This window comes from Streptomyces sp. NPDC054786, from assembly GCF_053611685.1.
This window is the reverse complement of sequence record NZ_JBSHAW010000059.1, coordinates 1-12,529: the sequence shown is the minus strand read 5'-3', so window position 1 is coordinate 12,529 and position 12,529 is coordinate 1. Positions and strand designations below refer to the sequence as shown.

Below are 12,529 nucleotides of genomic sequence, written 5' to 3'. Positions count from 1 at the left end.
AGACTGATCTGCTGCTCTTGCACGGAACGTGGGAAAGCACGTCTCGAAACTGCATCCCGCAGCGGGGTGCGAGAGGGAGCGCTCCAAGCGGAGGACCCGCAAGGAGTTGAGTACTGTCGCGAGACGTGGTTGGCGGACCGGTTCGTAGTAGTGCCGAAGCCTCTGTAATGGGGGTGGAGCGAAGGAGCCGGGCCATCTGTGGCTGTGTGTATCTGGTCAACCGGAAGTTCTCCGGGAGGAGCCGATGGGCAAGCTGAAGTCACCTGACAAGCCGTTTGACATCTCTAAGTGGGAAGTCCTGGAGGCGTATCAAGAGGTCAAGAGAAATCAGGGTGCACCTGGGGTGGATGGACAGTCCATCGAGGACTTCGAGAAGGATCTGAAGGGAAACCTTTACAAAATCTGGAATCGGATGTCCTCGGGGACCTACTTCCCACCGGCGGTGCGTGCGGTGGAGATTCCGAAGCAGCACGGTGGCGGGACCAGGATGCTGGGCATCCCCACCGTGGCCGATAGAGTCGCACAGACCGTCGTTGCCCGGCATCTGGGAATCCGTGTGGAACCTGTCTTTCACGAGGATTCCTACGGGTATCGACCGCGGAGGTCGGCCTTGGACGCGGTGGAGGTATGCCGGCAGCGCTGCTGGAGGAAGAACTGGGTGATCGACCTCGACATTCAGAAGTTCTTCGACAGCGTCCGCTGGGACCTGATCGTCAGAGCTGTGGAAGCTCACACCGATGCCGCTTGGGTGAAGCTGTATGTGGAGCGGTGGCTACGCGCTCCGCTCCAACTACCCAACGGCACCTTGCAGATACGGGACCGGGGAACCCCGCAAGGGTCAGCGGTCTCTCCTGTGTTGGCGAACCTGTTTATGCATTATGCGTTCGACCTCTGGCTTGCCCGGACGTTTCCGGGAGTCCAGTTCGAGCGGTATGCCGATGACGCCGTCGTGCACTGCGTCACAGAGCGCCAGGCCCGCGAGGTCCTGGCCGCGCTGGAGAACAGGATGGAAGATGTCGGGCTGCGTCTGCACCCCGAGAAAACCCGGATTGTGTACTGCAAGGACGGCAAGCGGCGCGGCTCGTACGAGGAGACGTCGTTTACCTTCCTTGGTTTCACTTTCCGAGCTCGCAAGGCGCGGAACAGGCTTGGGGTGAACTTCACCAATTTCCTGCCCGCGGTCAGTAAGGACGCCCTGAAGAAGATCGGCAGAGAAGTCCGCTCCTGGCGGCTTCACATGCAGATCCACCTCACGTTCTACGAGCTCGCGCGAAGGATCAATCCCATCGTGCGTGGCTGGACGCAGTACTACGGGGCGCATTATCGCTCTCTGCTGCATCCACTCCTCTCGCGCATCAATGCCTGCCTGATGCGCTGGATCCGCAAGAAGTACCGGCGGTTCCGGAGCTTCAAGAAGGCCCATGCATGCTGGAAGCGAATCACCCAGCAGCATCCCAGGCTTTTCGCCCACTGGGCATGGACTCCGACGTTCTGGTGATCAAGATGGCAAGAGCCGTGTAACGGGAGACTGTTACGCACGGTTCTGTGGGAGCCCGGAGGTGAGATTCCTCCGGGCCACCCGACCGTCCTGTCGGACGCGAACGGACTGCCCCTGGTCGTCGGCGTCTCAGCTGGGAACACCCACGACAGCCAAGGGCTGAAGCCGATGATCGAGGGTCACCAAACGAGACACGACCCGCACCGTGGCCGGTACCTCAAACCTCAGCGCCTGCACGCCGACAAGGCATATGACCGGCCTGATCTGCGGAAATGGCTGCGTGGTAAGCGGATTGGAGTGCGGATCGCCCGCAAAGGCATCGAGTCCAGCGAGCGGTTAGGGCAGCGTAGATGGGTGATCGAGCGCACCATGTCGTGGCTGTCGGGCTACCGCAGACTCAGCCCCCGCTACGAACGCCACCCCCGCAACTACCTGGCCTTTCTCGGCCTCGCCGCCGCCATCTGCTGCTACAAGCGATACCTCCGCCTCACCACATAGGACACGGTCTTAGCCGGACTCGGCCCGTAACAGGCCGGCATCGAGAAGGCCGTCGAGCCAGCGGGTCATCTGCTCGCGCGTATCGGCGGGGTCCGTACCCCAGGTGCGGGCAAGGGTGTTCGCCGCCGCATCGGGGTTCCCGTCGTGCCGCCTCAGAGCGATCCACCAAGCGGCGCCCGGAGGCTCGTACTCCAGTCGCAGCTCCCGGGCCCCGTGCGCCGCCAGGAGGTGGCCGTCCGCGGTCACCCACACCGTCACCCCGCGCACCAGCTGGACTCGCATGCCCACCCACCTCGAAGTCCTTGGGTTGATCATTGCCAATGCTTTACCCGTACCCATGGCAGATGTACGTATGTATAGAACGTAATGCAAGACCGGCGCCCAGTCTTCCGCTTTGGTTTGTCCGGCCCCCTAAATTCGGCCGCCGCGTCAATTAGGGGTCTGTACCCCCCGCTGCTGGGTGCACGTCGGCAGTAAGAAATACCTGGGATCCCTCCGTCGGGGAATCTCCCGGAAGCGACAAAAGGAGTGCGGCATGGGACGGGTATCAGGCAAGGTAGTGGCCATCACAGGGGCAGCACGCGGTCAAGGCCGCAGCCACGCCGTCCAGTTGGCGCAGGAAGGTGCCGACATCATTGCGATCGACATCCCTTCCGACCTCGCGATCACCGAGTACCCCCTCGGTACAGCTGAGGAATTGGCCGAGACTGCGCGCTTGGTGGAGAAGGCGGGGCGGAAGGCCGTCGTCAGACATGCCGACGTTCGTGACCGCGCCGCTCTGCGGACGGCCTTGTCCGAGGGCGTTGCCGAACTCGGGCGCCTGGACGTGGTGGTGGCCAACGCCGGCATCCTGCCGATCGGGGCCGACCGGCCGATCGAGGCGTTCACCGACACGGTGGAGATCAACCTGACCGGCGCCATCAACACTGTGCACGCCGCGCTGCCACATCTCGGGGAGGGAGGCTCCGTGGTCGTCGCCGGTTCGGCCGCAGCATTCATGCCGGGGCACGGCGACACGGGTCAGGCCGGCTCCGGGTTCGCCGCCTACAAGTACGCCAAGCGATCCCTGGTCGACTTCGTCAACACCCTTGCTGTGCAGCTGGGGCCGTCGGGCCGCAGGATCAACGCCGTACACCCGACCAACGTCGATACCGTGATGCTGCACAACGACGTGATGTATCGGACCTTCCGGCCCGATCTTGAGAGCCCGACCCGCGAGGACGCGGAGCAGGGGTTCACCGCCATGCACGCGATCGCGGTCCCCTATGTGCAGCCCGCCGACGTCTCGCACGCGGTGGTCTACCTGGCCTCGGACGAGTCCCGGTACGTCACCGGCCTGCACTTGAAGATCGACGCCGGCTCGCTGGTCAAGCAGGGGCTCTGAGCAGCCGGTCCCCCCGGCGGGGGTACCGGTAAGGGGCCCGGCGAGGGGGAAGTTAGGGGTACTTCGCTTGCTCGTGCCCGGCTAACTTCCCCCCTGTGCCGATGTGTTGACGCGGATCGTTCCCGACTCGCCTGTCAACCACCTTTCTTCGAGCCTCGGAGACCTGCTTTGACTGCTCAGCAGAACTCGTCGAGCCTCGTCCACAGCCTGCTGGACGAAGCCGCGGCGGAGCGGCCCGAATCCCCCGCGATCCGTGATGCGATCGGGGTGTGGAGCTATCGGGAACTGTTCGGATGGAGCCATGCCTACGCCCGGTGGCTGCGGGCGAAGGGGGTGACCGCTGGGCAGCGCGTCGTTGCACAGCTGCCATCGACGCGGGAGTTGGTCGCCCTGTTCTTCGCGGCCTCCCGCATCGGAGCGATCTTCGTGCCGCTGAACCCGGCGATGAAGAACTACCACCTCGCCTCGGTGTTCGACAATGCCGATCCGGTCCTGGCCATTACCACGCCGGCTGCCGTCCCCGCCGTCGCGTCCCTCGCCGACGTGCCGGTCCACGATTTCGAAACCGTCCGGGCCCAGGTCGCGGCACTCGCGAACGACCCGGTTGAGCCGGCCCCCGTACGCCCCGACGACGTGGCGGTGCTGGTTTACACCTCGGGCAGTACGGCGGCACCGAAGGCCGTCATCTGTCCGCACGCCCAGATGACCTTCGCCAGCCGTGCGATCAACGCTGAGCTGCGGTACGGGCCGGACGACGTCGTCTTCTGCCGGTTCCCGATTTCCTGGGACTACGGCCTGTACAAGATCCTTCTGTGCTGCCTCGGCCGCAGCGAGATCGTGCTCGCCGGCGAGGAGTCCGATCTGGTGCTGCTGCGGCGGATGCGCGAGACAGGCACGACGGTCGTACCGCTCGTGCCCTCGCTCGCCGGCATGATCGTCAAGCTGGCGCGGCGCGACCCCGAACCAGCCCCGCCGGTACGGCTGTTCACCAACACCGGAGCAGCGCTGGCGGCGACGACGATCACGGCACTCCGCGAGTTGTTCCCCGGCACCCGAGTGGTGCGCCAGTACGGCCAGACGGAGTCCAAGCGCATCTCGATCATGCCGCCGGAGCAGGACACCGAGAGGCCCGACTCGGTGGGCCGGCCGCTGCCCGGCACCACGGTGCAGATCCTCGATGCGGACGGCAACGAGCTGCCCGTCGGCCAGATCGGCGAGATCGTGGTGTCCGGCCCGCACGTGATGCCTGGCTACTGGCAGGCCCCCGAACTGACCGAACGCACCTTCCGGATGGATCAGCGCACCGGCCAGCGACGGCTGCACACCGGTGACTACGGGAGCCTCGACGAGGACGGTTACCTCTACTTCGACGGCCGCCGCGACGACATGTTCAAGCGCAAGGGCATCCGCATGAGCACTCTTGAGATCGAGGCCGCCGCCATGGACATCGCCGAGGTGCGCACGGCCGCCGTGCTGCCGCCCTCGGACAAGCACGACCTGGCCCTGTTCGTCGAGGGCGATCTGGCCCCGCACGTCGTGCTCAAGGAACTTGCGCAGCGGCTGGAGCCGGCGAAGGTGCCGGCCGTCTGCCGCGTGCTCACCGACCTGCCACTGACGCTGCACGGCAAGAACTCGCGCCAGGTGCTGGCCGAGATGCTCGATGAGGGGGACACCCCGTGACAACGGACCGACACGCGGCCCTTGCCGAGCGCTTCGGCACCCCGTTGTACGTCTACGACCTCGACGAGGTCGCCGCTGCGCGGCGTGAGCTCTTCGAGGCACTGCCCGAGGGCTTCGAGCTGTTCTACGCCCTCAAGGCCAACTCGCACCCGGACCTCATCCGGGCCCTGCACGAGGGACCCGGCCCCGCCTGCCGACCGGAGATCAGCTCCAGCGGCGAACTCGCCGCGGCACTCGACGCCGGCTTCGACGGAGCCGACTGCCTCTACACCGGACCGGGTAAGACGGCGGACGAGCTGCACGAGGCCCTTCGGCTCGGGGTGCGGCTCTTCTCCACGGACTCGGTTACCGACGTCCAGCACGTCGGCGAGGCCGCTACCGCCCTCGGCGTCACCGCCGACTGCCTGCTGCGCGTCAACAGCGCCACCGCGAGCGCGACCACCAGCATCCGGATGACGGGCACCCCCTCGCAGTTCGGTTTCGACAGCGAGACCCTCGCCGAGATCCTCCCGGCACTGCGCGGCGTGCCGGGCGTACGCCTGGTAGGCATGCACTTCTTCCCGCTCAGCAACGCGCGTGACGAGGCGAGCCTGATCGCCGAGTTCCGTCACACCATCGCCCTGGCCGCGGAACTCGAACGCGAACTCGACCTTCCACTGCGTTTCCTGGACATCGGGGGCGGCTTCACCGCTCCGTACGGCACACCGGGTGACCGTGGCTCGTATCCGAAGCTGCGTACGGAGCTGGCCGCGGCGCTGGATGTGCACTTCCCTCAGTGGCGGTCCGGCGTGCCGCAGCTGGCGTGCGAGTCCGGCCGGTTCCTCATCGGGTGCAGCGGCACGCTGATCGCCTCGGTGAGCAACGTCAAGGTGAGCCGCGGCCGCCGGTTCGTCATCCTCGACGCGGGCATCAACACCTTCGGGGGCATGTCGGGGCTGGGTCGGCTGCTGCCCGTGACCGTGGCGCCCAACGGTGGCCCCGAGGGAGCGGCCGCCCGAGAACGGGGCAGTCTGGTGGGGCCGTTGTGCACCCCCGGCGACATCCTCGGCCGCGAGATCGAGCTACCGGCCGGACTGCAGCCGGGCGACCTCATCTCCATCCCCAACGCCGGTGCGTACGGGCCGACCGCAAGCTTGCTGATGTTCCTGGGCCGGCCTGCACCCGCCGAGGTGGTGGTGCGTGGCGACGAGGTGGTCTCCGCGATGCGGATCGAACACACTCGCACCGCTCTGCCGGGGCGGGATCGGGGCACCGCGGAGCAGTGGACATGACCGGCCAGGATGTCGCGTGCCCACTCGTGCCGGGCGTGCCCGCACCGGCCCGACTGCCGATGTCCGGGCGCGGAACGGTTGTGGTCAGCTCGATGGCCTCCGACTCCCACACCTGGAACCTGGTATTCCTGCAACTGCTCGTCGAGGAGTACGGCTACCACGTCGTGAACCTCGGGCCATGTGTGCCGGACGAGGTGCTGGCCGAGGAGTGCCGGGCGCTCAGACCCGCGATGGTGGTGCTGAGCAGCGTCAACGGGCACGGCTACCAGGACGGCCTGCGGGTCGTCGACCAGCTGCGGGCCTGCCCCGAGCTGGTCTCGACGCCGCTGGTGATCGGCGGCAAGCTCGGCATCGCCGGAGAGCTCGGCCACGAGCAGGTGGACCGGCTGGTAGCCGCCGGCTTCGACGCCGTCTTCGATGACGGGGCACAGGGCTTGGCCGACTTCCGGCAGCTGCTGGAAGCGGTGCCCGAATCCGCAGGGATCCCGGTATGACCCTGCCTCGGCCGGCGACCCACGGCGCGAGGCCCGTCGACTTCGGCGCCTTCGTCCGTCGGGTGGCCGCGGGCGGCGGGCTGGTCGTGCAGCCGCGGATGGGCCTGAGCAGTCCGGAGGACATGCGCAGCGGGCTGCTCGCCACCAAGAACGCCCACGCGACCACGGTCGGCACCATCACCCTCGACAGCTACACCCGGGTCGGCGAACTCGCAGCGGCCGAAAAGGCCCTGCGCGACGGCATCCCCCTCAACGGCTACCCCATCGTCACCCACCCGTCCGAGACGACGCGGGGCGTCCTCGCCGGCATCCGGTCCGCCGACTTCCCGGTGCAGATCCGGCACGGCTCGGCAGCTCCCCGGGATATCTTCCAGGCGATGATCGGGATGTCCCTCAACGCCACTGAGGGCGGACCGGTCTCCTACTGCCTGCCGTACGGGCGCACCCCGCTGGCCGAGGCGGTCCGCAACTGGGCCGAGTGCTGCGAGCTGTTCGCCACCCTGCGGGACTCCGGAATCGAACCGCACCTGGAGACCTTCGGCGGCTGCATGATGGGCCAGCTCTGCCCACCGAGCCAGCTGGTGGCCATGAGCGTGCTGGAGGCCCTGTTCTTCCATCAGCACGGGCTGCGCTCGCTGTCCGTGAGCTACGCCCAGCAGACCAGCGCCGCCCAGGACATCGAAGCCGTGCTCGCGCTGCGCCGGCTCTGCGCCGAGCTGCTGCCGACCCCCAACTGGCACGTGGTCATCTACGCCTACATGGGCGTCTACCCGATGACCGACGCAGGGGCCTACCGGCTGCTCGGCGAGGCGGCCCAGTTGGCCGTCACCACGGGCTCGGAGCGCATCATCGTCAAGACCGTCGCCGAGTCACGGCGGATCCCCGAGATATCCGAGAACGTGGCCGCGCTGGAGTACGCCGACGCGGTGGGGGCCAGGGCCCGTCCGCCGGCCTTCGCCCCGGAGCTCGACAGCGAGACGTACCTGGACGCGCGAGCCTTGGTCGAGGCCGCGCTGAACCTCGCCCCCGACATCGGCCAGGCCCTGCTGCTGGCCTTCAGACGCGGCTACCTCGATATCCCCTACTGTGTCCACCCCGACAACATGGGACGCACCCGCAGCTACATCGACGAGGAGGGGCGGCTGCGCTGGGCGCAGACCGGCTCCCTGCCCCTGGACACTCTGGCGCACAGCCCGCGGGCCCGCCGACTCACCTCCGCCGATCTGCTCCGGGACCTCAACTACGTGCAGGTCAAGTTCGACGGTGCGTCGTGGCCGCCGGCCGGCCAGCTCGGCTCCGTCCCGGATCGTGCGGTCGAGGGCCACAGCTCAGGGGTGCGCTAGGGGTATGGGCCGCCGCGCCTGACTCCTTACCGTTTGCACCCATGCCCAGGCACACGCCCGTCACCTGCACAGGACGGCCGGTGCGCGGCGATCAGTGATCAGTGATCAGTACAAAGTTGGTTCGGTCTGCCTTCACCGGCAGTGACAGCGACAGCGTGGAGTACGCAGATGAGCGAGTCCGTAAGCAAGGTTCTCGAGTCCGAGCGGCTGGTGTCGCTGCCGCCCGCCGAACAGGTCCGCCTGCTGGTGGAACTGGTCAGTGAGCACGCGGCGGACGCGCTGCGCAAGGCGCGTCCCGACGACGAGACCACGGTGGCCGCTGAGCGTGCGTTCCGGGACCTCGGGCTCGACTCCCTTGCCCTGGTCGACCTGCACCGCCGGCTGAACGCAGCCACCGGCCTCGCCCTGCCGCCCACCGTCGCCTTCGACCACCCGACCCCGCTCGCGCTCGCCCGGCACCTGCGGGCCGAGGTGCTGGGCCTGGCGCCCGAGGAGGCCGAGCCCGAGCCGGTGGGTCAGCCCGCCGACGCCGACGACCCGATCGCCATCGTGGGCATAGGCTGCCGCTTCCCCGGCGGTGTCAACTCGGCCGAGGACCTGTGGCGGCTGGTCACCGATGAACGGGATGTGCTCTCCGACTTCCCCACAGATCGCGGCTGGGCGCTGGACACCATGTTCGACCCGGACCCCGAGGCGGCCGGCAAGAGCTACGTCACCAAGGGCGGATTTCTCGCCGACGCCACGGAGTTCGACGCCGACTTCTTCGGCATCAGCCCGCGCGAGGCCCTCGCCATGGACCCACAGCAGCGTCTGATGCTGGAGACGGCCTGGGAGGCTCTGGAACGCGCAGGCATCGACCCCACCGCTCTCAAGGGCAGCCGCACCGGCGTCTTCATCGGCGCCGAGGTCCACGAGTACGGTGTCCGCGTCCACGAGGCCCCCGAGGGCCTCGACGGCTACCTGATGACGGGCAACGCGCCCAGCGTGGCCTCGGGCCGCGTGGCCTACGTCCTGGGGCTGGAGGGGCCCGCGGTCACAGTCGACACGGCCTGCTCCGGCTCCATCGTCTCGCTGCACCTGGCGGCCCAGTCGCTGCGCCGCGGTGAATGCTCACTGGCGCTCGTCGGCGGTGTCGCGGTGATGGGCAGCCCCGGTATGTTCACCGCGTTCAGCCGGCAGCGCGGCCTCGCCTCCGACGGCCGGGTCAAGGCCTTCGCAGCGGCGGCGGACGGCACCGGGTTCTCCGAGGGAGTCGGCCTGCTCGTGGTCGAGCGGCTCTCCGAGGCCCGCCGCAACGGGCACACCGTGCTGGCCCTGGTGCGCGGCACCGCGATCAACCAGGACGGCGCCTCCAACGGCCTGACCGCCCCAAGCGGCACCTCGCAGCAGCGGCTCATCCGGCAGGCGCTGGCCTCCGCCGGCCTGGTCGCAGCCGACGTCGACGCCGTCGACGCGCACGGCACCGGCACCACCCTCGGCGACCCGATCGAGGCCAACGCCCTCATCGCCACCTACGGTCAGGGCCGCGAGGAGGGCCGCCCACTGTGGCTGGGCTCGGTGAAATCCAACCTGGGCCACACCCAGGCGGCCGGCGGTGCCGCCAGCGTCATCAAGATGGTGATGGCGATGCAACACCGGCAGCTCCCCCGGAGCCTGCACGTCGACGCCCCCTCACCGAACATCGACTGGGCGGCAGGCGAGGTCCGGCTGCTGACCGAGGCGCGGCCCTGGGAGTCCGGCAGCCAGCCGCGGCGGGCCGGCATCTCCGCATTCGGCATCAGCGGCACCAACGCCCACGTCATCATCGAGGAGCCGCCGACCGTCGAGGCCGCGCCTGAGAAACCGGAGCCCGCGCAGAGCGAGCCCGCCGAGCCCCGGTCCGCGGGCCCTCTGCCGGTCGTGTTCTCCGCCCGCAGCGCGGCCGCGCTCCGCGCACAGGCCGAGCGCGTGCTCGACTTGGTCGAGGCCGACCCCGAGCTCACCGTCGTCGACCTCGGCCACTCTCTGGCCACCACCCGTGCAGTGCTCGACCACCGCGCCGTCCTCCTCGCCGACGACCGCGCCGAACTCCTCCGCGGGCTGCGCGCGGTCGCCGCCGGCGAGACGGCACCCGCCGTCGCCACCGGTTCTCCCGCCGGCCGCCTCGGCATCCTCTTCACCGGACAGGGCAGCCAGCGGCTGGCCATGGGCAAGGAGCTGTACGGGGCCCACCCGGTCTTCGCCGCAGCCTTCGAGGAGGCCGTCGGCCATATCGATCTCCAGCTCGAAACCTCCCTCTGGGATGTCCTGTTCGCCGCCCCCGGGTCGCCGGAGGCCGCGCTGCTCGACCAGACGGCGTATGCCCAACCCGCACTGTTCGCCCTCGAAGTGGCGCTGTACCGCCTCATCGAGTCCTGGGGAGTGCGCCCCGACTACGTCGCCGGCCACTCGATCGGCGAGCTCACGGCCGCCCACGTCGCCGGAGTGCTGTCGCTGGAGGACGCCGCCACGCTCGTCGCGGCCCGCGGTCGGCTCATGCAGCAACTCCCCACGGGCGGAGCCATGATCGCCCTCCAGGCGACCGAGGACGAGGTCTGCCCGCTGCTCACCACCGGCCTCGGCATCGCCTCGGTCAACGGCCCGGCCTCGGTCGTGGTCTCCGGCCCCGAGCAGGCTGCCCTCGCCGTCGCCGAGCACTTCGCCGCCCAGGGCCGCAAGACCAAGCGGCTAGCCGTCAGCCACGCCTTCCACTCGCCCCTGATGGAGCCGATGCTGGACGAGTTCGGCCGGATCGCGCGCATACTCGACTACGCGCCGCCGCAGCTGCCCTTCGTCTCCACTGTCACCGGCGCACTCGCCTCCGCCGAGGACCTGTGCTCGCCCGACTACTGGGTCGAGCACGTGCGCCGCCCCGTCCGGTTCGCCGACGGTATCCGCCAGCTTGCCGAGCGTGGCGTCACCACCTTCCTCGAACTGGGCCCCGACGCCGTGCTCACCGCCATGGGCCCGGACTGCCTCGACGACGCGGGCGCCCCGGGCACCATGTTCGTCCCGGCACTCCGCCGGGACCGCGAAGAATGCCGCGAGTTGCTCTCCGCCGTGGCCACCATCCACGCCCGCGGCGGCCTGCTGGATCGCGACGCCTTCTTCGCCGGCACCGGTGCCCGCCGGGTGGACCTGCCCACCTACGCCTTCCAGCGCCGCCGCTTCTGGCTGAGCAGTCCCCTCTCGCACGGCGACCCCGGCGAGATCGGCCAGACGGCGGCCGGCCACCCCTTCCTGGGCGCAGTCGTCGGTCTCGCCGACGGCGACGGAGCCGTGCTCACCGGGCGGATCTCCCTCCGCTCGCACCCGTGGCTGGCCGACCACGCCATCACCGGCACCGTCCTCTTCCCAGGCACCGCCTTCGTCGAACTCGCCGCCCGCGCCGGCGACCACGTCGGCTGCGACCTGCTCGAAGAGCTCACCCTGGAGGCCCCGCTCGCCCTGCCGGAGAGCGGAGTCGCCCTACAGGTCGTGGTCGGCGGCGCCGTCCACGACGGGCGGCGCACCGTCGAGTTCTACTCCCGCGCCGAGGAGGCGGGGCCGTGGACCCGGCACGCCCGGGGCATCCTCGCCACCGCAGACCGCACCACCGAGCCCGCCAAGCTCACCCAATGGCCGCCGCCCGGCGCCCGCCCCGTTGACATCTCCGGCCTCTACGAGCGGATGGCCGAGGCCGGTTACGGATACGGGCCGGCGTTCCGCGGCCTGCGAGCCGCCTGGACGCACGGCACGGAGGTCTACGCCGAGGTCGCGCTCCCCGACGAAGTCAAGGCCGACGCCGGCGGTTTCGGACTTCACCCCGCCCTCCTCGACGCGGTGTTGCACGCCACCGATCTCGGTTCCAGCGAGCCCGTGCCTGGCGAGACTCTGCTGCCCTTCGCCTGGACCGGCGTCACGCTGCACGCCGTGGGCGCCTCGGCGCTGCGGGTACGGATCACGCCCGGCGCATCGCATCCGGACGCCGTGTCGCTCGACATCGCCGATGCCGCCGGAGCTCCGGTGGCGACCGTCGAGTCCTTCCTGCTCCGCGCCGTGACCGAGAAACAGCTCCGGGATGCCCGCCACGGCAGTCACGACTCCCTCTTCCAGGTGCGCTGGACACCCACCGCCGTGCCGGTCGACGGCCCGGCCCTGGCCGACCACGCGCACCTCGGCGCCTACGCCACCGCACCCGAGTACGTCCGCATGGCGGTCGAGCCGGCCGACGGCGAAACACCGGTAGCCGTCCGCGCGGTGGCCGGTGCGGTGCTTGATGGGGTCCGTTCCTGGCTGGCCGACGAGCGCTTCGCCGCCTCGAAACTGGTCGTGGTGACCAGGGGCGCCGTCCCCGCCCTTCC

7 protein-coding genes and 2 pseudogenes are annotated in these 12,529 nt (G+C 69.2%); 8 read left to right on the top strand and 1 reads right to left on the bottom strand.

Annotated elements, in window-relative coordinates; translation table 11 throughout:
- The first annotated feature begins 244 nt into the window (after positions 1–244).
- Both ltrA and ACWGI6_RS34595 read left to right on the top strand, forming a co-directional pair.
- Positions 245–1,498, top strand: a complete 1,254-nt coding sequence (ltrA, locus tag ACWGI6_RS34600; protein ID WP_453271169.1) for a group II intron reverse transcriptase/maturase — start codon at positions 245–247, stop codon at positions 1,496–1,498.
- 87 nt (positions 1,499–1,585) lie between these two features.
- Positions 1,586–1,996, top strand: a pseudogene (locus ACWGI6_RS34595) (IS5 family transposase); the annotation flags it as partial.
- Between the two features lie 9 nt (positions 1,997–2,005).
- Here ACWGI6_RS34595 and ACWGI6_RS34590 read toward each other — a convergent pair.
- Positions 2,006–2,278 (bottom strand): PqqD family protein, encoded by a 273-nt coding sequence (locus ACWGI6_RS34590; RefSeq protein WP_453271168.1) that lies wholly within the window; start codon positions 2,276–2,278, stop codon positions 2,006–2,008.
- 253 nt (positions 2,279–2,531) lie between these two features.
- Here ACWGI6_RS34590 and ACWGI6_RS34585 point away from each other — a divergent pair, with 253 nt between their 5' ends.
- The 6 genes and pseudogenes from ACWGI6_RS34585 to ACWGI6_RS34560 form a co-directional block, all read left to right on the top strand.
- Positions 2,532–3,380, top strand: coding sequence for a mycofactocin-coupled SDR family oxidoreductase (locus ACWGI6_RS34585; RefSeq protein ID WP_453271184.1), 849 nt, complete (start codon positions 2,532–2,534; stop codon positions 3,378–3,380).
- Between the two features lie 168 nt (positions 3,381–3,548).
- The gene (locus ACWGI6_RS34580) at positions 3,549–5,060 is read left to right on the top strand and encodes an AMP-binding protein (protein ID WP_453271167.1); all 1,512 of its coding nucleotides are present in this window, start codon (positions 3,549–3,551) and stop codon (positions 5,058–5,060) included.
- Entirely contained in the window at positions 5,057–6,331 is a 1,275-nt protein-coding gene (locus ACWGI6_RS34575; protein WP_453271166.1) for a type III PLP-dependent enzyme, read from the top strand. The genes ACWGI6_RS34580 and ACWGI6_RS34575 overlap by 4 nt, the downstream gene beginning before the upstream one ends.
- Complete coding sequence (locus tag ACWGI6_RS34570; RefSeq protein ID WP_453271165.1) at positions 6,328–6,825, top strand: cobalamin B12-binding domain-containing protein; 498 nt, start codon at positions 6,328–6,330, stop codon at positions 6,823–6,825. Before ACWGI6_RS34575 ends, ACWGI6_RS34570 begins: the two co-directional genes overlap by 4 nt.
- Entirely contained in the window at positions 6,822–8,168 is a 1,347-nt protein-coding gene (locus ACWGI6_RS34565; RefSeq protein ID WP_453271164.1) for a methylaspartate mutase, read from the top strand. Before ACWGI6_RS34570 ends, ACWGI6_RS34565 begins: the two co-directional genes overlap by 4 nt.
- A gap of 198 nt (positions 8,169–8,366) precedes the next feature.
- A pseudogene (locus ACWGI6_RS34560) lies at positions 8,367–12,529 on the top strand (type I polyketide synthase); the annotation flags it as partial.

Bases quoted from the DNA above. Each gene is read 5' to 3' on its own strand.
- ACWGI6_RS34565 (WP_453271164.1), top strand. From the start codon at position 6,822: ATGACCCTGCCTCGGCCGGCGACCCACGGCGCGAGGCCCGTCGACTTC.
- ACWGI6_RS34590 (WP_453271168.1), bottom strand. From the start codon at position 2,278: ATGCGAGTCCAGCTGGTGCGCGGGGTGACGGTGTGGGTGACCGCGGAC.
- ltrA (WP_453271169.1), top strand. From the start codon at position 245: ATGGGCAAGCTGAAGTCACCTGACAAGCCGTTTGACATCTCTAAGTGG.
- ACWGI6_RS34585 (WP_453271184.1), top strand. From the start codon at position 2,532: ATGGGACGGGTATCAGGCAAGGTAGTGGCCATCACAGGGGCAGCACGC.
- ACWGI6_RS34570 (WP_453271165.1), top strand. From the start codon at position 6,328: ATGACCGGCCAGGATGTCGCGTGCCCACTCGTGCCGGGCGTGCCCGCA.